This window comes from Stutzerimonas stutzeri, from assembly GCF_024448715.1.
GTDB lineage: Bacteria > Pseudomonadota > Gammaproteobacteria > Pseudomonadales > Pseudomonadaceae > Stutzerimonas > Stutzerimonas stutzeri_AR.
Map to the genome: position 1 here is coordinate 474,895 of NZ_JAMOHZ010000004.1, position 22,106 is coordinate 497,000.

The 22,106-nt window shown below is 59.6% G+C and carries 21 protein-coding genes; 13 read left to right on the top strand and 8 right to left on the bottom strand.

The features are described from left to right. Nucleotides 1-42: 42 nt before the first annotated feature. Together NAV33_RS11785 and NAV33_RS11790 are read right to left on the bottom strand one after the other, a co-directional pair. Nucleotides 43-1,347 (bottom strand): peptidylprolyl isomerase, encoded by a 1,305-nt coding sequence (locus NAV33_RS11785; protein WP_255980158.1) that lies wholly within the window; start codon nucleotides 1,345-1,347, stop codon nucleotides 43-45. After that, nucleotides 1,328-4,093 (bottom strand): LPS-assembly protein LptD, encoded by a 2,766-nt coding sequence (locus tag NAV33_RS11790; RefSeq protein ID WP_255980160.1) that lies wholly within the window; start codon nucleotides 4,091-4,093, stop codon nucleotides 1,328-1,330. Before NAV33_RS11790 ends, NAV33_RS11785 begins: the two co-directional genes overlap by 20 nt. Nucleotides 4,094-4,223: 130 nt before the next feature. Here NAV33_RS11790 and NAV33_RS11795 point away from each other — a divergent pair, with 130 nt between their 5' ends. Genes NAV33_RS11795 through NAV33_RS11805 form a run of 3 tightly spaced genes read left to right on the top strand, consistent with a single transcriptional unit; the run spans nucleotide 4,224 to nucleotide 6,685 of the window. Beyond that, a complete protein-coding gene (locus NAV33_RS11795) occupies nucleotides 4,224-5,246 on the top strand; it encodes an aminoglycoside phosphotransferase family protein (protein ID WP_255980248.1) in 1,023 nt (340 codons plus the stop codon). Further along, a complete protein-coding gene (gene murU / locus NAV33_RS11800; protein WP_255980162.1) occupies nucleotides 5,243-5,914 on the top strand; it encodes an N-acetylmuramate alpha-1-phosphate uridylyltransferase MurU in 672 nt (223 codons plus the stop codon). Before NAV33_RS11795 ends, murU begins: the two co-directional genes overlap by 4 nt. Beyond that, nucleotides 5,915-6,685, top strand: a complete 771-nt coding sequence (locus NAV33_RS11805) for a DnaJ domain-containing protein (protein ID WP_255980163.1) — start codon at nucleotides 5,915-5,917, stop codon at nucleotides 6,683-6,685. Nucleotides 6,686-6,714: 29 nt separating this feature from the next. Here NAV33_RS11805 and NAV33_RS11810 read toward each other — a convergent pair whose 3' ends face one another. Further along, entirely contained in the window at nucleotides 6,715-7,734 is a 1,020-nt protein-coding gene (locus NAV33_RS11810) for an alpha/beta hydrolase family protein (protein ID WP_255980165.1), read from the bottom strand. A gap of 360 nt (nucleotides 7,735-8,094) precedes the next feature. On the opposite strand from NAV33_RS11810, the gene gabT reads away from it, so the two are divergent. The 7 genes from gabT to trpC all read left to right on the top strand — a co-directional run bounded on the left by gabT (nucleotide 8,095) and on the right by trpC (nucleotide 14,999). Beyond that, the gene (gene gabT / locus NAV33_RS11815; protein WP_255980167.1) at nucleotides 8,095-9,375 is read left to right on the top strand and encodes a 4-aminobutyrate--2-oxoglutarate transaminase; all 1,281 of its coding nucleotides are present in this window, start codon (nucleotides 8,095-8,097) and stop codon (nucleotides 9,373-9,375) included. Nucleotides 9,376-9,478: 103 nt separating this feature from the next. Next, complete coding sequence (gene rpe / locus NAV33_RS11820) at nucleotides 9,479-10,153, top strand: ribulose-phosphate 3-epimerase (RefSeq protein WP_255980169.1); 675 nt, start codon at nucleotides 9,479-9,481, stop codon at nucleotides 10,151-10,153. Beyond that, complete coding sequence (locus tag NAV33_RS11825; RefSeq protein ID WP_255980171.1) at nucleotides 10,150-10,851, top strand: phosphoglycolate phosphatase; 702 nt, start codon at nucleotides 10,150-10,152, stop codon at nucleotides 10,849-10,851. Before rpe ends, NAV33_RS11825 begins: the two co-directional genes overlap by 4 nt. A 191-nt stretch (nucleotides 10,852-11,042) precedes the next feature. Then, on the top strand, nucleotides 11,043-12,527 hold the full coding sequence (gene trpE / locus NAV33_RS11830; RefSeq protein ID WP_255980173.1) for an anthranilate synthase component I: 1,485 nt from the start codon (nucleotides 11,043-11,045) through the stop codon (nucleotides 12,525-12,527). 2 nt (nucleotides 12,528-12,529) lie between these two features. Beyond that, nucleotides 12,530-13,123, top strand: coding sequence for an aminodeoxychorismate/anthranilate synthase component II (locus tag NAV33_RS11835; RefSeq protein ID WP_255980175.1), 594 nt, complete (start codon nucleotides 12,530-12,532; stop codon nucleotides 13,121-13,123). Continuing rightward, the gene (gene trpD / locus NAV33_RS11840; RefSeq protein ID WP_255980177.1) at nucleotides 13,123-14,169 is read left to right on the top strand and encodes an anthranilate phosphoribosyltransferase; all 1,047 of its coding nucleotides are present in this window, start codon (nucleotides 13,123-13,125) and stop codon (nucleotides 14,167-14,169) included. Before NAV33_RS11835 ends, trpD begins: the two co-directional genes overlap by 1 nt. Next, nucleotides 14,166-14,999, top strand: a complete 834-nt coding sequence (gene trpC, locus NAV33_RS11845) for an indole-3-glycerol phosphate synthase TrpC (protein WP_255980179.1) — start codon at nucleotides 14,166-14,168, stop codon at nucleotides 14,997-14,999. The genes trpD and trpC overlap by 4 nt, the downstream gene beginning before the upstream one ends. Before the next feature lie 55 nt (nucleotides 15,000-15,054). Here the strand turns inward: trpC and crp are convergent, their stop codons facing one another. After that, a complete protein-coding gene (gene crp, locus NAV33_RS11850; RefSeq protein ID WP_255980181.1) occupies nucleotides 15,055-15,699 on the bottom strand; it encodes a cAMP-activated global transcriptional regulator CRP in 645 nt (214 codons plus the stop codon). A 218-nt stretch (nucleotides 15,700-15,917) separates the two neighbouring features. Here crp and NAV33_RS11855 point away from each other — a divergent pair, with 218 nt between their 5' ends. Then, nucleotides 15,918-16,340 carry an OsmC family protein gene (locus NAV33_RS11855; RefSeq protein ID WP_255980183.1) on the top strand — a complete coding sequence of 141 codons (423 nt, stop codon included), beginning with the start codon at nucleotides 15,918-15,920 and terminating at the stop codon, nucleotides 16,338-16,340. A 268-nt stretch (nucleotides 16,341-16,608) separates the two neighbouring features. Continuing rightward, entirely contained in the window at nucleotides 16,609-17,403 is a 795-nt protein-coding gene (speD, locus tag NAV33_RS11860) for an adenosylmethionine decarboxylase (protein ID WP_255980250.1), read from the top strand. A gap of 52 nt (nucleotides 17,404-17,455) precedes the next feature. On the opposite strand, the gene coq7 is transcribed toward speD, so the two are convergent. Further along, nucleotides 17,456-18,103 (bottom strand): 2-polyprenyl-3-methyl-6-methoxy-1,4-benzoquinone monooxygenase, encoded by a 648-nt coding sequence (gene coq7, locus NAV33_RS11865; RefSeq protein WP_255980185.1) that lies wholly within the window; start codon nucleotides 18,101-18,103, stop codon nucleotides 17,456-17,458. Nucleotides 18,104-18,156: 53 nt separating this feature from the next. Continuing rightward, complete coding sequence (locus NAV33_RS11870; RefSeq protein ID WP_255980187.1) at nucleotides 18,157-18,498, bottom strand: histidine triad nucleotide-binding protein; 342 nt, start codon at nucleotides 18,496-18,498, stop codon at nucleotides 18,157-18,159. 79 nt (nucleotides 18,499-18,577) lie between these two features. On the opposite strand from NAV33_RS11870, the gene NAV33_RS11875 reads away from it, so the two are divergent. Next, nucleotides 18,578-20,053, top strand: coding sequence for an AAA family ATPase (locus tag NAV33_RS11875; RefSeq protein WP_255980189.1), 1,476 nt, complete (start codon nucleotides 18,578-18,580; stop codon nucleotides 20,051-20,053). A gap of 10 nt (nucleotides 20,054-20,063) precedes the next feature. Here NAV33_RS11875 and NAV33_RS11880 read toward each other — a convergent pair whose 3' ends face one another. Beyond that, nucleotides 20,064-21,011 (bottom strand): DUF805 domain-containing protein, encoded by a 948-nt coding sequence (locus tag NAV33_RS11880; protein ID WP_255980191.1) that lies wholly within the window; start codon nucleotides 21,009-21,011, stop codon nucleotides 20,064-20,066. A 116-nt stretch (nucleotides 21,012-21,127) separates the two neighbouring features. Beyond that, nucleotides 21,128-22,096: an NAD(P)H-dependent flavin oxidoreductase gene (locus tag NAV33_RS11885; RefSeq protein WP_255980252.1), complete on the bottom strand. Its 969-nt coding sequence runs from the start codon at nucleotides 22,094-22,096 to the stop codon at nucleotides 21,128-21,130. Nucleotides 22,097-22,106: the final 10 nt, after the last annotated feature.

The following is a 22,106-nucleotide window of genomic DNA, read 5'->3' on the forward strand; positions in this document are numbered from 1 at the left end:
GCAGAGGCGATGCATGGTTTAAGGCCAATTCGGCCGCCGATGTCAGATCTTAATTTCGACGTATGCCTCGTCGCGTATCTGGCGCAGCCAGGCTTGCAATTCTTCGTCGTACTTGCGGTTGCGCAACAGGGTCAGCGCCTGCTGCTCACGGAATTCCTGGCTAGTGTCAGTGGCGCGACGCCCCAGCACTTCAAGGATATGCCAGCCATATGGAGTTTTGAAGGCTTCGGACAGCTGGCCGCTGGGCGTATTGGCCATGACTTCGCGGAATTCCGGTACCAATGAGCTTGGGTCGATCCAGTCCAGGTCGCCGCCGTTGAGCGCCGAACCGGGGTCTTCGGAGAAATTCTTTGCCAATTCGGCAAAGCTTTCACCAGCCAGAATACGGTCACGCAGACGCTGGACGAGTCGGCGGCTTTCTTCTTCGCTGCGGATCTGGCTCGGCTTGATCAGAATGTGGCGAACATGGATCTCGTCGCGCACCTGAGTATTGCCGCCGCGCTTGTCCAATACCTTGAGCATGATGAATCCTGGAGGGGTACGCACCGGCTGAGTGACGTCGCCTACTGCCATGTCTCGAACTTCAGTGTCGAATGGTGGCGGCAGCTGAGCCGCCTTGCGCCAACCCATATCGCCACCTTCCAGTGCGTTTTCACTGGCTGAGCGTGACACTGCCAGCCTGGCGAAGTCTGCACCGTCCTGGATCTGTTTGTAGGTGTCCATTGCGGTCTGTTCTGCCGCTTGAATGGCCGCCGAGTCGGCCGATTCCGGCACCGGAATCAGGATATTCGCCAGACGATACTCTTCGGACAGCTGCAACTTGCCGAGATCGGAGGCGAGGAAGTTTTCGACTTCCTGGTTCGACACTTGGACGCGCTCGGCGATACGGCGCTGACGCACGCGGCTGATGACCATTTCGCGGCGTATCTGCTCGCGCGCGGTCTCCAGGCTCAGACCATCGCGCTCCAGTGCACCGCGAAACTGGTCCAAGGTCATATTGTTGCGCTGGGCGATAGTGCCCATGGCTTGATTGAGTTCTTCGTCAGAGATGCGAATGCCGGAACGCTCACCGATCTGTAGTTGCAGATTTTCAGTGATCAACCGCTCCAGTACCTGCTGTTGCATCACCTCGGTTGGCGGCATTTCCGCACCGCGTTTCTCAATGGTCTGCTGGACCTCCCGCATACGCTGATCCAACTGGCTCTGCATGATCACGTCGTTATCAACGATGGCGACGATGCGGTCGAGCTGACGGACTTCGGCCGAAACCGGTGCGGCGAGCGCTGCGCTGCTCACTAGCAGGGCGCCCAACAGCGGGCGCAGGTAATCAGAAAGCTTGGTCTTCACGTTCACGGTAACCTTGTATGCCTTCGTCGAGGAATGTCTCGGTGGAGCTGCCGAACACGCCGCCGAGTCCCTTGAGGACGATTTGCAGGAAGATGCCATTGTCTGGCTCATCGTTCTGCGATGGGTTGAGACTGGTTTCGTCGTAGTCGATCCAGTAACGGTTGATCAGGCGCAGCTTCCAGCAGCAGCTGTCGTACTCGAAGCCGCCGAAGGCTTCCAGTGTACGGTTGCGGCTGTAATCGTGCTGCCAGCGTGCGATCAGGCTCCACTGCGGCAGGATCGGCCAGATGGTGGAGATGTCGTGCTGGTTGATTTTGTAGTAATCCTCGATGTACTCGGGAGTGCCCGGCGTGCCGTAGTCGCCGCCGTAAGTCCACTGGCCGGTCGCCTGATCGAAGCGGACGGTATCGTTGCGATAGCGATAGCCGATGTTGACGATCTTTCTCGGGTTGTCTGCCGGCTGGTAGTGGAACATCGCACTACCGGAGCGGGTACGGCCTTCATCCGGATCCCAGTTGAAGGTCGAAGTGAAGCGCCAATCGCGGTTGTAGCGGTACATATATTCGAGGGCGTAAGGCGATACGTCCGACGTGGAGCCCGGACGATCTTCGAGATTCGGCAGCTGTACTTCACGATCACGGAAGTAGAAAGCTTGCCCGATGCTGAAGCGCTTTCGCTCGAGCCCGTTCGGCTCGATCCAACGATTGGTCACGCCCAGCGACACCTGGTTGGCATCGCCGATACGGTCCTTGCCGGAAAAACGGTTTTCGCGCCAGAGCGACGAGTAGCTGAAGGTGCTCTCGCCAGTATCGAATATCGGAATGTCGTCCTGATCTTCTTCCGGTACGTAGAGATAGAACAGCCGCGGTTCGAGGGTTTGGCGGTAGTCCTTACCGAACCATTGAGTGTCGCGATCGAAATAGAGACCGCTGTCGACGCTGAAGATCGGAACGCTGCGGTCCGGGGAATCGTTGAAATCGTCGCCGACGCCGCCGGTGCCGAACTTGCCTTGGTTGTCCAGCGTCAGATCGTATTTGGTGTAGGCGTACTTCAATGATGGTTTGACGAAGCCCCAACTCCAATTCAGCGGCAGGCTGACGCCTGGCTCCAGATGAAGGCGCTCGCCTTCCGCGCGGGTAAGACCCGTCAGGCGGTCGTCATACCAGCGCTGGTCGATACCGTCTTCGTTCTGAAAGAATCCGTCACGCAGGCTGCGCTGGAAGCTGACGAACTCGGTGCCGTAGGCAAACCGCAGACCGCCCGGCTGAAACGGCAGCGCCCCGTTCAGCGTCAGCTGTGGCAGGCGCTCGTAGGGCGTGATATCGGCGATAGTGGCGCGTTCGTAGGCGTGCACGTTCAACCGCGCGGTGTAACTGTCGCCGCGATAGCTAAGCGTGCCGCGCTGATCGAGATGGTCTGGCTGATCGATGCCCAGCTGGGTATCCAGATCCTGGAAGTAGTAAGGGTCGCTGATGTCGGTGTAGTCGGCTTCAGCCAGCAGGCGTGAATCCAGCCCGGTCCGGTGCTGCCAGCTGTACATCCAGCGCTGGTCTTCATATTCCGATTGCAGCTCGCGATCGTCGTTGCTGTCGTCAAGGTAGCCCGCGCTGACCTGACCTTCGCTACGCCGGGTCAGGTAACGGAAGTCGCCTTCGAGCAGCAGGCCGCGATCGGTCATGTAATTCGGGTAGAGCGTGGCGTCGAAATTCGGAGCCAGGTTGAAGTAGTACGGCGTGACCAGCGATAACCCGGTGTCGCTGGACGAGCTGATGCTGGGCGCAAGGAAGCCGGACTGGCGGCGATCATCAATCGGGAAATGAATATAGGGCGTGTAGAACACCGGAATGTCCTTGACCCGCAGCGTCACGTTGGTCGCCGAGCCGAAACCGGTAGCGGGATTCAGGGTGACGTTGTTGCCTTTCAGATGCCAGCTGTTCTCGCCCGGCTCGCAGCTGGTGTACGTCCCGTCCTTGAGGCGAATGATGGCGTTTTCCGTGCGCTTGGCATACAGCGCGCTGCCGCGGACCTTGCCTTCGTGGATCACGTATTCGGCGTTCTCGACTTGGGCTTCACCGGTATCGAGGAAGAGTTCGGCGCGATCGCCGACCATCAGCGCGCCGCGATCACGCAGACGGACGTTGCCCTTCAGTTCGCCACGATTTTCCAGCTGATACAGACTCGCCTCGTCGGCTTCGGCCTGGATGCTGCCCTGACGCAGCACCACATCGCCCGCCAGCGTGGCGACTTCCTGCTGCTGTTCGTAGCGGGTGGCTTTTGCCGAAACATAGGTCGGTGCTTCGCTCATCGGCGTATTGTCGAACTGACCCGGACGGCTCGGCTCGACATAGGTGCCGGCACAATAGGGACCCGTTTCGGCCAGTTGTGCATTGGTGAGTTGGTTGCGCGGCACCCAATCGAGATGGCTATAGTCAGCGCTGCGCGAGGCGAGGGCACGGCCTTTGCTCTCGGTAACCAACGTGGTGGTAGCTGCCTGGCGTTCGGCTTTGCTCGCGCGCGGTTTCGCCGAGGTGCTGCCGCTCTCGGCGGCGCTGCCACGGTGCACCGGACGGGGCAGGGCGGAACTATCGATGTCGGAGGCGCAATCCCAACTGCCACCGGCGCCTGGCTGGCAAGCGAATTGTTCGGCTGCGATAACAAGAGGAGTCGCTACAGGTTGCAATGCGAGCAAGCCGCCGGTAACCAGTAGGGGGAATTTTTTACGAAACGCGGGATATTTGACTGCCATCTTGTTTTTTGGTCCGTGCTTGCGGCGAGCCATCGGCCGGGCTGGGCCGCACGCCTCTCGATGGTCTGAAAAAGATGCTGGATAATAAAGCATGACCCGCCTATCGGCTAGCGCCGTGGAGAGCCCTGATATGCCGCAACACGATCAACGCCTGCTGGACCTCAACGCCTGGCTAAAGCCCCGCCTAAGCGAGCTTTTCGCCCGTCGAGGATGGGGTGAAGCACCCGATGCGCCCTTGGTCCCGGCCAGCAGCGATGCCAGCTTTCGTCGCTATTTTCGCTGGGAGGCGGAGGGGCGTAGCTTCATTCTCATGGATGCACCGCCGCCGCAGGAGAACTGCCGGCCATTCGTTGCGGTCGCTGCGCTGCTGGCTGAGGCGGGCGTTCACGTGCCGGCGATACTGGCTGAAGATCTCGAGCGTGGTTTTCTGTTATTGAGCGATCTGGGTCGGCAGACCTACCTGGACGTAATCGACCAGGCCAATGCCGATGAGCTGTTCGCCGACGCGATTCAATCGCTTCTGGCGTTCCAGGCAGGGCCGGTACCGATACCACTGCCATCCTATGACGAGGCGCTGCTGCGTCGGGAGCTGCAGCTGTTTCCAGAGTGGTACGTACAGCGCCATCTCGGTCACAGTTTCAGCCCTGCCGAGCAGCAGGCCTGGGAGCGGATATGCCGGCTGCTGATCGACTCGGCGCTCGGCCAGCCCACCGTGCTGGTGCATCGCGACTACATGCCGCGCAACCTGATGCTCAGCCAGCCGAACCCCGGTGTGCTGGACTTCCAGGATGCGGTGATCGGACCAGTGACCTACGACGTTACGTCTCTGTTCAAAGATGCCTTTCTTAGCTGGCCCGAAGAGCGTGTCCAGGGTTGGCTCCAGGGTTATTGGGAGTCCGCGCGGGCAGCCGGCATCCCGGTTCAGGACAGCTTCGCCGAGTTTCACCGCGCCAGTGATCTGATGGGGTTGCAGCGGCACCTGAAGGTCATCGGCATCTTCGCCAGGATCTGTCACCGCGACGGCAAACCACGTTATCTGTCCGATGTGCCTCGCTTTTTTACCTATATCGAGACGGTGCTGGCGCGCCGCCCAGAGCTGGCCGAGCTGCAGCAATTGTTGCAGGGTTTACCGCATGCGCAGGCCACTCCATGAAGGCGATGATTCTCGCTGCAGGTAAGGGCGAGCGCCTTCGCCCCCTGACTCTGCATACACCCAAGCCGCTGGTACGGGCGGGCGGCACGCCTTTGATCGAATATCACATTCGAGCCTTGGCTGAGGCCGGCTTCAACGAGCTGGTGATCAATCACGCCTGGCTGGGTGCTCAGATCGAGGCGTATTTAGGCCAGGGGGATCGCTTCGGCCTGCGCATCCGTTATTCGGCGGAAGATGAGCCACTGGAAACCGGCGGCGGGATTCATCGGGCGCTGCCGTTGCTTGGCGACCAGCCATTCCTGGTGGTCAACGGCGATATCTGGACCGATTACGACTTCAGCTTGTTGGACAAGCCGGTCTCCGGGTTGGCGCACCTAGTGTTAGTAAACAATCCGGCGCATCATCCCGATGGCGATTTCGCGTTGGTCGATGGCTCGGTTAGGGAAATATCCGCGTCGAATACCAAACTGACCTATAGCGGCATCGCAATATTGAGCCCACGCCTGTTCGATGGCTGCAGCGCAGGTGCATTCAAACTAGCGCCATTGTTGCGTCAGGCAATGGCCGAGGGGCTCGTGAGCGGCGAGCACTACTGCGGGCGGTGGATCGACGTCGGCACCCACGAGCGGCTGGCCGAAGTCGAGCGATTCCTGGAGGCGCGACGCTAGATGTTCTGGCCCATTACGCTGTTGGGCGCGCTGGCTGGCTGGTGGCTGGCGAGCATTCCGGGGGCGCTGCTCGGCGCCTTGCTCGGGCAGGTACTCGATCGCCGGCTCGGACTCGATTCCTGGGCGAGCCTGCGTCACCGCCTTGGTGGCGGCAAGCCGGCAATACACGGATACGAATTGCTTTTCTTTCTCCTTGGACGCTTGGCCAAAAGCAGCGGCCGAATCAGCGAAGCGCATATCCAGGCCGCTCGTAGTGAGATGCGTCGACTACAGTTGGCGTCAACGGCCCAGCGTGCGGCCATCGATGCGTTCTATCGTGGCAAATCCAGTGGCGACGGCTTGCGCGAGCCGCTGCAGCGTTTACGGGGTCGGCACGACGAAGCCAAGGCCGTACTTCAGGCCTGTTGGCGAATGGCACGGGCGAAGGGTCAGATCGATGCTCGCGAGCACGAGCTGATCATGCTTTGGGGAAAGTGGATGGGCTGGGATTCGGCGGCCATCGCGGCGTTGGATCAGAGTGGCGGACAACGTCAAGGCGCGCCGAGCAACCTAGGGGGCGCTTATGAACAGGCGTTGCGTTTGCTAGGTGTGCGCGCCGACAGCGAGCCGCAGGTAATCAAGCGAGCCTATCGCCGTCTGCTCAGTAAGCATCATCCCGACAAACAGGCCGGCGCCGGGGCAACGCCATTACAGGTCCGCGAGGCTACCGAGCGCACCCGTGAATTGCACAACGCTTACGCCTTGATTCGTGAGCGCAAGGGCTTTCGTTAGTGCTGTCCCCGAGCGGAGCAGGCGAAACGCTACCGCTTCCTGTCCAGCCAGCCACGTACCCGTCGCACGAGCTGTTCCTGTTCGGCCTTTCGGTTACCGAACAGCGGCTGCAACCCCACCTGTTCATAAGCCGGATGCTTGATACGACGACTCGCATTCAACCGCTCGCGGGCCGCCGAGAGGTTGCCGGTGTTGTCCTTGTAATAGAAGTCGCCGGTGGCCAACTTGAGCGCTGTAACCAGATCTGCGAGCGCTTCGTCCTGCCCCTCTGGCTGATGCGGCTGGATCAATAGCAGATGCGCCACATCGTCTGGCGCCAACTGCTGGAGATAGCGCGCAGCCCAATAACCGCCTGTGCCTTGTCCGAGAAGGACTATTTTCCTCGGCTGCTTGGAGCGGGCGAAGGTCAGGGCAGCATCGAGGCGTTCGGCTATCTGGTCGGCATGGCTGAGCTCGGTAACTTCTGGCTCGGGTGAATCTTGCGCCTCGGGTTCATCAAGTGGTGGCTCGCTCGGCGTGGTGGCCGTTTCTTCCGGCAGGTAGCCCGCCTCGTTGGGTGCGTTTTCTTCCTCCGCCACCTCCGGCACCGTTTCGGGTTGTTCGGGTTCTTCTTTCAACGGCTCATCTGGGTGTGTGGTGTCAGCAGGCGTGATCTGCGGCGCGTCCGGCAGGCTGAGGCTCAAAGTGTGCCAGCCATGATCGGGCAGACTTCTGCGCAGCGGGCCGATACCGCGTGGCCAATCCGCACTCTCACCGTTCCCCGGCAGCAAAATCACTAGTCCTTTGGGTGCGCCGACATTCGCTGGCCGCCATAGCGCCAAAAATTCATCCTCACCTGCCGACAAGCTGACAATTTCGCTGGCTGGCAGCTGCCGCTTCAGATCGGCCGCCATGGCTTCGCTGCGCGACAGTAACTTCGGACGTTCGATTGGTGTTGTGGCCGGCGTGGTTTCCGGCGTGACAGGTTCGTCTGCAGCGCTGCTGCCTGACGCCAACACGATCGCGGACACGAAAACTAGAAGCCGCAGTGGTTCGAGAAAACGAGGCATTAGGCTCCCTGTGATATGTCGTGCAACTGGTAACGGACCACGCTGGCACTCATCCGAATACTTTCGGCGTCACGGCTGGCTTCGAGAGGCTTATGTTGGCATTTCTAACTGCCTGGTCGCTGTCTGTTAGTGCCTGTTTCATGGCCTCACGCGTTGGCCTTGCCAAAATTGACCCGTTAGCTTGCCCGCCACCGGCCCGGATCGGGCAGCATCGCAAATTTGGCGTGCAAAATAATGCACAGAGTTCTACTGTTATCCGAACGCCCGGATGGTGCGGCAGTCGATCATCGTATGCTGCCGCGCTTGCTCCCTGACGTCCATTCCGACCCGCGCCGACGATGAGCGGCTACTGAGGAGCTTATGAGTAAGACCAACGAATCCCTAATGCAACGCCGTGTCGCCGCCGTTCCCCGTGGCGTCGGTCAGATCCATCCAATCTTTGCCGACCACGCGACGAACTGCAGCGTCGTCGACGTCGAAGGTCGCGAATTCATCGACTTCGCCGGTGGCATCGCTGTGCTGAATACTGGCCACCTGCATCCGAAAATCATCAAGGCGGTAGAGACGCAGCTGCACAAGCTGACCCACACCTGCTTCCAGGTTCTGGCTTACGAACCCTACGTCGAGCTGTGCGAAAAGATCAACTCGCGAGTACCGGGTAATTTTGCAAAGAAAACGCTGCTGGTCACCACCGGTTCCGAAGCGGTGGAGAACGCGGTGAAGATCGCTCGTGCCGCCACCGGTCGCGCCGGCGTGATCGCCTTCACCGGTGCTTATCACGGCCGCACCATGATGACGCTCGGCCTCACCGGCAAGGTCGCGCCTTATTCGTCGGGCATGGGCTTGATGCCGGGGGGCATCTTCCGCGCGCTGTATCCCTGCTCAATTCATGGCGTCGGCGTCGACGAGTCAATCGAGAGCATTGAGCGCATCTTCAAGAACGACGCCGAGCCGCGCGACATCGCGGCGATCATCATCGAGCCGGTGCAGGGCGAAGGCGGTTTCAACGTCGCGCCGAAGGAATTCATGGTCCGCCTGCGCGCGCTGTGCGACCAGCACGGCATCCTGCTGATTGCCGATGAGGTACAGACGGGGGCAGGGCGCACCGGCACCTTCTTCGCCATGGAGCAGATGGGCGTGGCTGCCGATCTGACTACTTTCGCCAAGTCCGTCGGCGGTGGGTTCCCGATTGCCGGTGTGTGCGGCAAGGCTGAAGTGATGGACGCCATTGCTCCGGGTGGCCTGGGCGGCACCTATGCGGGTAATCCGCTGTCCTGTGCCGCTGCGCTGGCGGTCATGGAGATCTTCGAAGAAGAGAGGCTGCTCGATCGCTGCAAGACCGTGGCCCAGAAGCTCACGGCTGGCCTCGAGGCTATGCAGGCGCGGCACAAGGAAATCGGCGAGGTGCGCGGGCTCGGTGCGATGGTTGCCATCGAACTGTTCGACGAGGGCGATCATGCACGCCCAGCTGCGGCGTTGACCTCGCAGATCGTTGTACGGGCGCGGGAGAAGGGGCTGATCCTGTTGTCCTGCGGAACCTACTCCAACGTGCTGCGAGTGCTGGTGCCGCTGACTGTTGAAGACGACCTGCTCGATCGTGGCCTGGCGATCATCGGCGAGTGCTTCGACGAGCTCACCTGATCCGCCCGTGCGCGCCGGCATTCACAGCGGATGTCAGACGCGCCGCAATGCTGGCCCCTCGGGTACAATGCGCGGCATTCCGCCCGCGCTACCCGAGGTCGTCATGCAGCCGTTCGCCATCGCCCCCTCCATTCTTTCTGCCAATTTCGCCCGTCTGGGTGAGGAAGTGGACAACGTGCTCGCCGCCGGTGCGGACATCGTCCATTTCGATGTGATGGACAACCACTACGTACCCAACCTGACTATCGGCCCGATGGTCTGCTCGGCGTTGCGCAAGCACGGCGTCACCGCACCCATCGACGTGCACCTGATGGTCAAGCCGGTGGACCGCATGATCGGCGACTTCCTCGAAGCAGGCGCCAGCTACATCACCTTTCACCCAGAAGCCTCCGAGCACATCGACCGCTCGTTGCAGTTGATCAAGGACGGCGGCGCCAAGGCCGGCCTGGTGTTCAATCCGGCGACGCCGCTGGACGTGCTGAAGTACGTCATGGATAAGGTCGATATGATCCTGCTGATGAGCGTCAACCCCGGCTTCGGCGGGCAGAAGTTCATCCCCGGCACGCTGGACAAGTTGCGCGAAGCACGTGCGCTGATCAATGCCAGCGGCCGGGAGATTCGTCTGGAGATCGACGGCGGCGTCAATCCCAAGAACATCCGCGAGATTGCCGCAGCGGGCGCTGATACCTTCGTGGCGGGCTCTGCGATCTTCAACCAGCCGGATTACAAGGCGGTGATCGACCAGATGCGTGCCGAACTGGCGCTGGCCCGCCCATGACACGCCTGGAACAACTGTTCGGCGGCCAGCTGCCGCGCCTGGTGATGTTCGACCTGGACGGCACCCTGATGGATTCGGTGCCGGATCTGGCCGCTGCGGTGGACAAGACGCTGATGCTGCTGGGTCGCGAGCCCGCCGGTGTGGCACGGGTGCGTGATTGGGTCGGCAATGGCTCGAAGGTGCTGATGCGTCGTGCGCTGGCCGGTCAGTTGCAGCATGGCGGTGTGGCTGATGAGCTAGCCGACGAGGCGCTGACGCTGTTCATGCAGGCCTATGCTGGCGGCCATGAGCTGACCGCTGTCTATCCGGGCGTCTTGGAATGTCTCGACTGGCTGCGTGAGCGAGATGTGAAGCTGGCGATCATCACCAACAAGCCGGCGCAATTTATTGAACCGCTACTGGAAGAGAAGGGGCTCGCTGGTTATTTCCAGTGGCTGGTTGGTGGCGACACGCTGCCCCAGCAGAAACCCGACCCGGCGGCGCTGTTATGGGTAATGGGCCAGGCAGAGGTCGAACCGTCCGCCTCGTTGTTTATCGGCGACTCGCGCAACGACGTCCGCGCCGCAAAGGCTGCGGCTGTCCCCTGCGTCGCGCTCAGCTACGGGTACAACCACGGGGAGCCCATCGCAAACGAGCAGCCTGCTCTGGTGCTCGATGACCTGCGCGAGCTGGTTGCTTCGGGTTCGGGGCTGCGCTAGTGTGGCCTCTGTTCCGCACATCCCGAAAATCCCGCAGACGAGATCAGATCGTGGTGGTCACCCGCAAACAATGGATGAATGTCATCAAGGCCCTGGCCCGTTGGCGCTGGCGCGCCTGACATCTTCTGCCGGCTTGCCCGGTACGTTTGCTGTGCCTGACCCAAGTAGCTCCCTCCGACCACGAGGCTGATATGACCCGCGAAGAATTCCTGCGTTTAGCCGCTGAAGGCTACAACCGCATCCCCTTGTCGTTCGAGACCCTCGCCGACTTCGACACGCCGCTGACGCTGTATCTCAAGCTGGCCGACGCGCCCAATTCCTATTTGCTCGAGTCCGTACAGGGCGGGGAAAAGTGGGGGCGCTACTCGATCATCGGCCTTCCGTGCCGCACCGTGCTGCGGGTGCAGGATCATCGCATCAGCGTCACCACCGATGACGTCGAGACTGAAAATTGCGAGGTCGAGGATCCGCTGGCCTTCGTTGAAGCCTTCCAACAGCGCTACCGCGTGGCGCCGGTTGAGAGGCTGCCGCGCTTCAATGGCGGTCTGGTGGGCTACTTCGGCTACGACAGCGTGCGCTATGTTGAGCGCAAGCTGGCGCAGTGTCCCAACCCCGATCCGCTGGGAACGCCCGACATACTATTGATGGTTTCCGATGCGGTGGTGGTGTTCGACAACCTCGCTGGTAAGCTGCACTGCATCGTTCTGGTCGACCCGTCCCAGCCAGGCGCCTACGAGGCGGGACAGGCAACGCTGCAAGCGCTGCGCGAAAAGTTGCGGCAGTCGATTACGCCGCGTCTGGGCCTGGATTTTGAAAGCGGTGGTGGTGCCGAACCGACGTTCCGCTCCAGCTTCACCCATGAGGACTACGAGCAGGCCGTCAACCGCATCAAGGATTACATCCTCGCCGGCGATTGCATGCAGGTAGTGATTTCCCAGCGCATGTCGATTCCGTTCAAGGCCGCGCCGATCGACCTGTACCGCGCACTGCGCTGTTTCAACCCGACGCCTTATATGTACTTCTTCAACTTTGGTGATTTCCACGTGGTGGGATCGTCGCCGGAAGTGCTGGTGCGTGTCGAGGAAGGCCTGGTCACGGTTCGGCCGATCGCCGGTACCCGCCCGCGTGGCGCCAACGAAGAGGCAGACCTGGCGTTGGAAAAAGATCTGCTCAGCGACGCCAAAGAGCTGGCCGAGCACCTGATGCTGATCGATCTGGGCCGCAACGACGTTGGCCGCGTCGCCGAGAACGGCTCGGTGCGGTTGACCGAGAAAATGGTCATTGAGCGCTATTCCAATGTCATGCACATCGTGTCCAACGTCACCGGCCAGCTCAAGGCGCCGTTGACGGCGATGGATGCCCTGCGCGCGATCCTGCCGGCGGGCACCTTGTCCGGCGCGCCGAAAATTCGCGCCATGGAAATCATCGATGAGCTGGAGCCAGTGAAGCGGGGCGTCTACGGCGGCGCGGTCGGCTATCTTGCCTGGAACGGCAACATGGACACCGCGATTGCGATTCGCACCGCCGTGATCAAAGACGGCGAACTGCACGTGCAAGCAGGCGCCGGCATCGTCGCCGATTCGCAGCCGGCGCTGGAATGGGAAGAAACGCTCAACAAGCGCCGCGCCATGTTCCGTGCGGTGGCCCTGGCCGAACGCGACCAGCAGGAGAACTGATCATGTTGCTGATGCTCGATAACTACGATTCCTTTACTTACAACGTCGTACAGTACCTCGGCGAGTTGGGCGCGGACGTCAAAGTGGTGCGCAACGACGAGCTGAGCGTGGCCGAAATCGAAGCCCTGAACCCCGAGCGAATCGTCGTCTCTCCCGGCCCTTGCACACCGAACGAGGCGGGCGTTTCGCTGGAATTGATTCGCCATTTCGCCGGCAAGCTGCCGATTCTCGGGGTTTGTCTTGGGCACCAGAGCATTGGCCAGGCCTTTGGCGGTGATGTGGTTCGCGCGCGCCAAGTCATGCATGGCAAGACCAGCCCGGTGCTGCACGAAAATGCCGGGGTGTTCGCCGGGTTGAACAACCCGCTCATCGTCACTCGTTATCACTCGCTTGTGGTCAAGCGTGAAACGCTGCCGGACTGCCTGGAAGTGACGGCCTGGACGCGTACGGACGACGGCAGCGCCGACGAGATCATGGGCCTGCGGCACAAGACATTGAACGTTGAAGGTGTGCAGTTCCACCCCGAATCCATCATGACCGAGCAGGGCCACGAACTTTTCGCCAACTTTTTGAAGCAGACCGGAGGCGTGCGCTGATGGACATCAAGGAAGCCCTCAACCGCATCGTTGGCCAGTTGGATCTGAGTACCGATGAAATGAAGGCGGTCATGCGCCAGATCATGACCGGCCAATGCACCGATGCGCAGATCGGCGCGTTCCTTATGGGGATGCGTATGAAAAGCGAAACCATCGACGAGATCGTCGGGGCCGTGCAGGTGATGCGAGAGCTCGCAGAGCCAGTGAATTTCGATACCTATCGTCTAGTGGATACCTGCGGTACCGGTGGCGACGGTATGAACATTTTCAATGTCTCGACTGCTGCAGCCTTTGTGGTCGCCGCCGCTGGTGGCAAGGTGGCTAAGCACGGTAACCGGGCTGTGTCGGGCAAGAGCGGTAGCGCTGATCTACTTGAAGCGGCCGGTGTTTACCTCGATCTCACCCCTGAGCAAGTGGCGCGCAGCGTCGATGCGGTAGGAGTGGGCTTCATGTTCGCACCCGCACATCATGGCGCGATGAAGTTTGCCGCCGGCCCTCGGCGCGAGCTTGGGTTGCGCACGTTGTTCAATATCCTCGGGCCAATGTCCAACCCGGCCGGGGTGAAGCATCAGGTCCTCGGCGTTTTCAGCAAGGCACTCTGTCGGCCCATGGCTGAGGTACTTGCGCGCCTGGGCAGCCAGCATGTGCTGGTGGTCCATGCGCAGGATGGACTGGACGAGATAAGCCTGGCGGCACCGACCTATATTGCCGAGCTGAACGGTGGTGAAATCAGCGAATACAGCGTCCAGCCGGAAGATTTCGGCATCAAGAGCCAAAGTCTGATCGGGCTGAACGTTAATGATGCCCAAGGTTCGCTGGCGCTGATTCGTGATGCGCTGGGCCGACGCAAGACCGACAACGGCCAGAAGGCGGCCGACATGATCGTGCTCAACGCGGGTGCTGCGCTCTACGCGGCCGATGTTGCCAGCAGCCTGAAACAGGGCGTCGAAATGGCGCACGATGCGTTGCACACCGGTCTAGCCCGGGACAAGCTCGAGGAATTGGTTTCCTTTACCGTGGTGTTCAAGCAGGAGAGTTCGAAATGAGCGTGCCGACGGTTCTGGAGAAAATCATTGCGCGCAAACGTGAAGAGGTCGCCGAGCGTCGTGGTCGTGTCAGTCTGGCCGAGCTGGAAAGGCTGGCGGCTGCTGCGGACCCGGTCCGTGGTTTTGCCTGGAGCCTGCAAGAGCAGGTTCGCAATAAACAGCCGGCGGTGATTGCCGAGGTCAAAAGGGCCTCGCCGAGCAAGGGTGTGCTGCGCGAAGATTTCGTGCCCGCGGACATCGCTCAAAGCTACGAAGCCGGCGGCGCTACCTGTCTTTCGGTACTGACCGACATCGATTTCTTTCAGGGCGCCGACGCCTATCTGCAGCAGGCGCGCGCTGCCTGCAAGCTGCCGGTGATCCGCAAGGATTTCATGGTCGATCCCTATCAGGTAATCGAGGCCCGAGCCCTAGGCGCCGACTGCATTTTGCTGATTGTCGCTGCGCTGGAGGATGCGCGGATGGCCGAGCTTGCAGACGTGGCAAAAGCTCAGGGACTCGATGTGCTGGTGGAAGTCCATGACGGGGCGGAGTTGGAGCGCGCCCTGCGCCTCGAAACGCCTTTGGTCGGCGTCAATAACCGTAATCTGCACACTTTTGACCTCAGCTTGGAAACCACACTCGATTTGCTGCCGCGCATTCCGCGTGACCGCGTCGTAGTCACCGAAAGCGGGATTTTGCATCGCGCCGATGTCGAGTTGATGGAAATAAACGAGGTATACGCATTTCTGGTTGGGGAAGCCTTCATGCGTGCCGAACAACCCGGCGTCGAGCTACAGCGCTTGTTCTTTCCAGGACGCGCCCGGCCGCGTCTGGGTGGTGATCCGGATTAATCTGAATTGAAAAAGCCGGCAAATTGCCGGCTTTTTCAATAGTGCTGAGTCGATCTCATCGCGTACCGAACACCACCATCGTTTTGCCTTTTACATGTACAAGACCCTGGGATTCCAGGCTCTTGAGTACACGTCCGACCATTTCCCTCGAACAACCGACGATGCGGCCGATTTCCTGGCGGGTGATCTTGATCTGCATGCCATCCGGATGAGTCATGGCATCGGGTTGTTTGCACAGGTCGAGCAACGTGCGAGCAACGCGGCCGGTTACGTCGAGGAACGCTAGATCACCGACCTTGCGCGTAGTGTTGCGTAGACGTTCGGCCATCTGACTGCCGAGAGCGTAAAGAATATCGGGATCCTGCTGCGTCAGTTCGCGGAACTTGGCGTAGCTCAGTTCGGCGACCTCGCACTCGGTCTTGGCGCGTACCCAGGCGCTACGCTCCTTTTCGGTGCCTTCCTTCTCGAACAGGCCCATCTCTCCGAAGAAATCTCCCGAGTTGAGATAGGCGATGATCATCTCCCGACCATCATCGTCCTCGATCAGGATAGTGACCGAGCCTTTAACAATGAAGAAGAGAGTTTCACAGCGATCACCTGCATAAATGATGGTGCTCTTGGCGGTATAGCGCCGACGATGGCAATGCGCGAGTAGTTTGTCGATGTTTTTGATCTTGGGCGTGAGTGTAATAGCGACCATGCTGTAGTCCCGGAAGATGTGTCCAATAGAGGCAGGTTCTTATTATTTATGACTGAGTTCTGTTATCAGGCCAAGGGAGCTTAACAGACCGGTCCGCATCGACAACAAAACTGCGACACGAATATCAACTTTGAGCCATTCGTTTCGTCGGATTGCTGCCCTCCAGTTGGTGCCGACGGTCATGCTAAGCTTCGCTCCTTTAGTACCGGAGTCTATTGATGAAAGCGCGCATTCAGTGGGCCGGAGAAGCGATGTTTCTCGGCGAATCGGGCAGCGGTCATGTCGTAGTCATGGATGGTCCGCCGGAAAACGGCGGGCGTAATCTCGGCGTCCGCCCAATGGAGATGCTGTTGCTCGGGCTTGGTGGCTGCAGCAACTTCGATGTGGTGAGCATCCTGAAGAAGTCTCGTCAGCCGGTCGAGAGCTGCGAGGCATTCCTGGAGGCGGAGCGCGCCAGTGAAGATCCGAAGGTGTTCACCAAGATTCACCTGCACTTTGTCGTCAAGGGGCGTGGTCTGAAGGAAGCCCAGGTCAAGCGTGCGGTCGAACTGTCCGCCGAGAAATACTGCTCCGCATCGATCATGCTCGGGCGTGCCGGCGTTGAAATTACGCATGACTATGAGATTGTCGAGCTGGGCTGACTGCCGGAGCACAGCGAACTCGACGCCTCCCTCAATATGTGCCGAGAACGCTGCAGGCTTCGACTCATTAGATTGATATTTTTGAGCACTGGCACCCGCCGCCTTCACTCTGCATAATGCGCGCCCCGTTTTTCAACGGGGCCGTTTCGTTAAAACAGCACAGCACAGTCGCTAATGCGAAGAGGTGTATACCGTCCTACGCAGATACCTGGGATCTGACGGGCATGCTCAATCACGCGGTGAGCCGCATCAAAGAGAGTTTCCAATGGTGAAAAGCAAACTCAAGCTCCACGGGTTCAACAACCTGACGAAGTCCTTGAGCTTCAACATTTACGACATCTGCTATGCCGAAACGCAGGAAGATCAGCAGGCGTACGTACAGTACATCGACGAAGAGTATGATGCGGAGCGGCTGACGCAGATTCTGACCGATGTTGTGGACATCATTGGTGCAAACATTCTCAACATTGCACGGCAAGACTACGAGCCGCAGGGCGCGAGCGTAACCATCCTTATATCGGAACAGCCGGTTACTCCGACTGACAGCCAGATCGAGGAGTCGCCAGGTCCGCTGCCAGACACCATCCTGGCGCACCTGGATAAGAGTCACATCACGGTTCATACCTATCCCGAGATTCACCCCGTCGAAGGCATAGCGACCTTCCGTGTGGATATCGACGTGTCAACCTGCGGTGTTATCTCGCCACTAAAGGCGCTCAATTATCTGATCCATCAATTCGACTCGGATATCGTCACCGTCGACTATCGTGTCCGCGGTTTTACTCGTGATGTAGAAGGCAAGAAGCACTTCATCGATCACGAGATCAATTCGATTCAGAACTATCTTTCCGAAGATACGCGCTCGGCCTATCAGATGACCGACGTCAACGTTTATCAGGAGAATCTTTTCCACACCAAGATGCTGCTGAAGAACTTCGAGCTGGAGAATTACCTGTTCGGTGACGCTACCAGTAATCTTTCCGCAGAACAGCGTCAGCAGGTTGAAGATCGTCTGCGTCACGAGATGCTGGAAATCTTCTACGCGCGCAACATGCCGGGCTAATTGTTATTCCAACCAAAAAGGGCGCCTATGGCGCCCTTTTTGGTTGCTGCAATCAGATGCGATAGGTGGTTTTGGTCATCACCTTCGCCATCAGGCTCATGCCAAATTTAATCGGCGCTGGAAAGCGTAATCCGCCGGCATCGAGGGCAGCGGTTGAGTGCTGCGCCTCGTCCTTGCGCATCTGCTCGAGAATGGCTCGAGACTTCTTGTCGGCCTCTGGAATCTGCCCTAGATGCTCATCGAGGTGCTTGCAGACCTGATCCTCGGTGGCGGCCACAAAGCCCAGACTGATCCGGTCGCTGATCAGGCCGGCAGAAGCACCGATGCCAAACGACAATCCGTAGAAAAGCGGGTTAAGGACGCTGGTATGACTGCCCAACTGATGGATGCGTTGTTCGCACCAGGCCAAGTGGTCGACTTCCTCATCGGCGGCACGTTCCATCGCTTGTCGCACTCTCGGTAATCGTGCTGTCAACGCTTGCCCTTGGTACAACGCCTGCGCGCAAACCTCACCGGTATGATTGATCCGCATCAGTCCGGCAACGTGACGCGCTTCGCTGTCGCTCAGCTCGGTATCGTTCTCCAATACTGCAGGCGTCGGGCGATTGGGCTGGCCACTGAACGGCAGCAATGTTCTTAACGCGGCATCGGCTTGCAGCAGCAGGCGATCGGCGGGTGAATATTCGCGTCGGTTGGGCATGTCGCCTCCAGATGGCTCGGAGCAGTTGTTGGCAGTGGCGCTTGGGTAACTCATCAGCCCGGTGGCCAGTGCATCTGACGCTGGCCGAGCACATGCATGTGTATGTGATAGACCGTCTGGCCACCGAGGTCGTTGCAGTTCATGACGACGCGAAAGCCATCGTGGCAGCCTTGTTCCTCGGCGAGACGCTGCGCCGTGAAGAGGATATGGCCGGCGAGTGCCTTGTCGTCCTTCTCACTCAAGTCGTGGAGGGTGGCTATGTGCTTCTTTGGGATGACGAGAAAATGTACCGGCGCCTGGGGTGCGATGTCGTTGAAGGCGATGACCTGATCGTCTTCATAAAGCTTGTGCGCGGGGATATCCCCAGCCACGATCTTGCAAAACAGACAATCCATGGCGCTTCTCCGGAATTGGACGATTGAACAGTGTAACAGGCCATTTTGAGCCTGGTCAGCCTACACAGGGAGGTAGCAAATGAAGAACGACATCCGTGATTTGGCGCTGGTGCTCGAGTCACGTCTGCGACTCGTGGTTATCGAGTCGTGGGACGAACGGCGTGTCCTTGAAACGCTGACCGGGTTGGCGGTCAGCCGAGGCCTAACGCTCCAGGTCTGGTCAGTTACCGAGGGGCTAAGACGCTTTGCGTTCGGTGGAGAAGCGATGGATAACGGCGAAAGCTGTGCCGCTGACATCGCGCTGAAGCACGTTAAGCACGACCCGTTGGCGAATCTCTACGTCTTCTGTGACCTGCACCCGTTCCTCGACGAGCCGCGACTGGTGCGGTTACTGAAGGAAATTGCCATGGCCGAAGGGGCTTCGGCCCCGACGCTGGTGCTGGTCTCCCATACGTTCAGGCTGCCGGCCGAGGTCCAGCGTTACGCGGCGCGGTTCTCCCTGACCCTGCCATCCGAGGAGGAACTGCTAAGTATCGTGCGCGACGAGGCGACTCGTTGGAGTGAGCGTAACCGTGGCGCGCGGGTGCGTACCGACAATCGCACCTTGCAGCAGGTAGTGAAAAATTTGCGTGGCCTCAGCCATGCCGAGGCCCGGAGCCTGGCGCATAGCCTGATCTGCGATGACGGTGCGATTACCCAGGATGACTTGCCGGAACTCAACCGCAGGAAGTTTGAGCTCCTTGATATGGATGGCGTGCTTGGTTTCGAATACGAAACGGCGCGGTTCGCTGATGTCGGCGGGTTGCAGAACTTCAAGCATTGGCTAGGGGAGCGTCAGAGCGCCTTTATGGCTGGAAGCAAACGCGACATGCCGCGCGGCGTAATGCTCGTCGGAGTCCAGGGTGGCGGCAAAAGTATGGCTGCCAAGGCGGTGGCGGGGCTTTGGGGCCTGCCGTTGTTGCGATTGGACTTTGCCTGCCTGTACAACAAATTCTTTGGCGAAACGGAGCGCAACCTGCGTGAGGCGCTGAAGCTGGCCGAGCAGATGGCGCCCTGCGTGTTGTGGATGGACGAACTAGAAAAGGGGCTCGCCACCGGTGAGATGGACGGCGGTGTCAGTCAGCGAGTGCTGGGTACCTTGCTTACCTGGATGGCTGAGCGTGATGCGCCGGTGTTCATGGTGGCGACAGCCAACGCGGTCGATCTCCTGCCGCCCGAACTGTTACGAAAAGGGCGTTTTGATGAGCTGTTCTTCGTCGACTTGCCTGATCAGTCGACGCGCGCCGAGATATTCCGCATCCATCTGGCACGGCGCGAACTGGATGCCGATAGCTTCGATTTGGCTGTACTGGCCAATGCCTGCGATGGGTTTTCCGGGGCGGAAATCGAACAGGTCGTGGTCTCCGCGGTTTACGCGGGGCAGGCGCAGTCGCGTGAGCCGGATCAGCAAATGCTGCTGGATTGCGTCCGGGCGACCTCGCCACTTTCGGTAGTAATGGCCGAAGCCCTTGATGATCTGCGCGGCTGGGCTTCGGGGCGTACGGTGCTGGCCTGATGACCTGAGGTCACAGAGCCGCACGGTTCACATATTGCTGGTAGCTTGGAATTGCGATCGCGACGAGAACGCCAATAACCGGCATGAGCAGCCAGAGTGCCGCGAGAATCTTTACCGCTCGGCTGTTGGGTGGCTGCGGCGGGCCGAAGCGGTTCACGCCCTTGTTGCCGGGTACCAACAGCAACGCTAGGGGAAAGACCGTGCCGACTACCGGTACCAAGTTGAGCAACATGAACCAGCCGGTCCAACCGATATCGTGCAAGCGTTGTATGCTGATTTGCACGCTGACGAGCAGAACGCCGATTCCGAGTAATCCGGCGAGAATCGAGCCAAGCACTGGGGAGATGGCGAAGCCCATGCTGGCAATGATCAGCAACCCAAGCGCGGCGGCCATCAGCGTCATGGACCAGGCAAGGTAGCGTAAGCGTCCTATCCTGCCTTGTATCGTGAACGCCTTTAGCTCGGCATATTCTGGTGTCGGCTCACCAACCTGAGCGCGCGGCGGGGCATATGGTTGGGCTGCAGCGTCGTGGATGCATTCGTTAATCGCTTGGGTATTCTGCGCCTGCCTCGCTAGGTACTTCTCGATAACGATGCCGCACCGTTCGCATTGGTTGTTCACCGTTTGGCCATGTCCGCATTTTGGACAGCTCATTTGGTCTGCGGCGGCTTGTGTATCGGTCGATCGTTCTGGTGCTTTATCAACGAGAGCCAGGGTAATAGCCTGATCCGGCTCCTTGCGAGCCTTCGCCCCCGCACGATGTAATGCTTGTAAATATTTATCGGCCTCAGGACCGCTTAGGTCACGCTTGATATTCACCGGGCCATGACCGAACAGTCGCTCGATTTTCCTGGTGTCGCTATTGAACAGCCGAATCAGATTGCCTTTGACAACGTCGGCTGCCATTCCTGGCACGAGCTCGCCGTCGAAGACGATTTTGTACAGGTCGAAAGTCATGCAACATCCCTGTTACCTTGATGATTTGCTCAAGCCTAGCGGCACGGCTGTATCGCTAACAAGTTGCAGCGGAGCAGCTGGGCTTGGCTTTATGTGGAATGCGAGATGCGTCACGATCATCCGAGCCATCGCTGGGAAAGCTGAACCGTTTGGCTATGGGCTGTGCGGTATTCTCGATCCAGACGCGCAATCAGCTCTTCGGCAGTCGGCAGGTCGCGGATTTCTCCTACGCCTTGGCCTGCAGACCAGACGGTCTTCCACGCCTTGGCCTCATCGCTGACCGGTTTTAGTTTCGCTGCGTAGTTCATTTCGCCTTTGCCTTGTAGGCGTGCCTCGTCGTAGCCGGCTTGCTGCAAGCTTTGACGTAGGAAGCTCGCCGGTACGCCCGACACTGCCGCGGTGTGGATGATATCCACGGCCTGCGCTTGCAGGAGCATCTGCTTATAGTCCTCTGAGGCTTGGCTTTCTCTGGTGGCGATGAAGCGCGTTCCCATGTAGGCAAGATCAGCCCCCAGCAGTTGCGCCGCCAGTATCTCGTGACCGTGGTTGAGGCAACCTGATAGCAGGAGGGTTTTGTCGAAAAACTGACGGATCTCCGCAATCAAGGCAAAGGGACTCCAAGTGCCGGCGTGACCACCTGCGCCTGCCGCAACGGCAATCAGGCCGTCGACCCCTGCTTCGGCTGCTTTCTCCGCATGCCGGCGTGTAGTTACGTCATGAAAGACCAGGCCGCCGTAGCTGTGCACTGCATCTACGACCTCCTTCACAGCGCCGAGACTGGTTATAACGATCGGCACGCGTTGCTCCACGCATATGGCAAGGTCCGCCTGCAATCGAGGGTTACTGTGATGGACGATCAGATTCACTGCGAACGGGGCTGCCCCTGGTGTCGCAGATAAATGCTCGCTGATTTCCAGCAGCCAGGCGCGGAATCCGCTGCTTTCCCGTTGGTTCAGCGCTGGAAAGCTACCCACCACACCACTCCGGCAACACGCAGTGACGAGCGCTGGATTGGAAACAAGAAACATTGGCGCGGCTACCAGAGGCAGGCGCAGGCGATCTTCTAGGAAAGCGGGTAGCGACATGGCAGGTTCC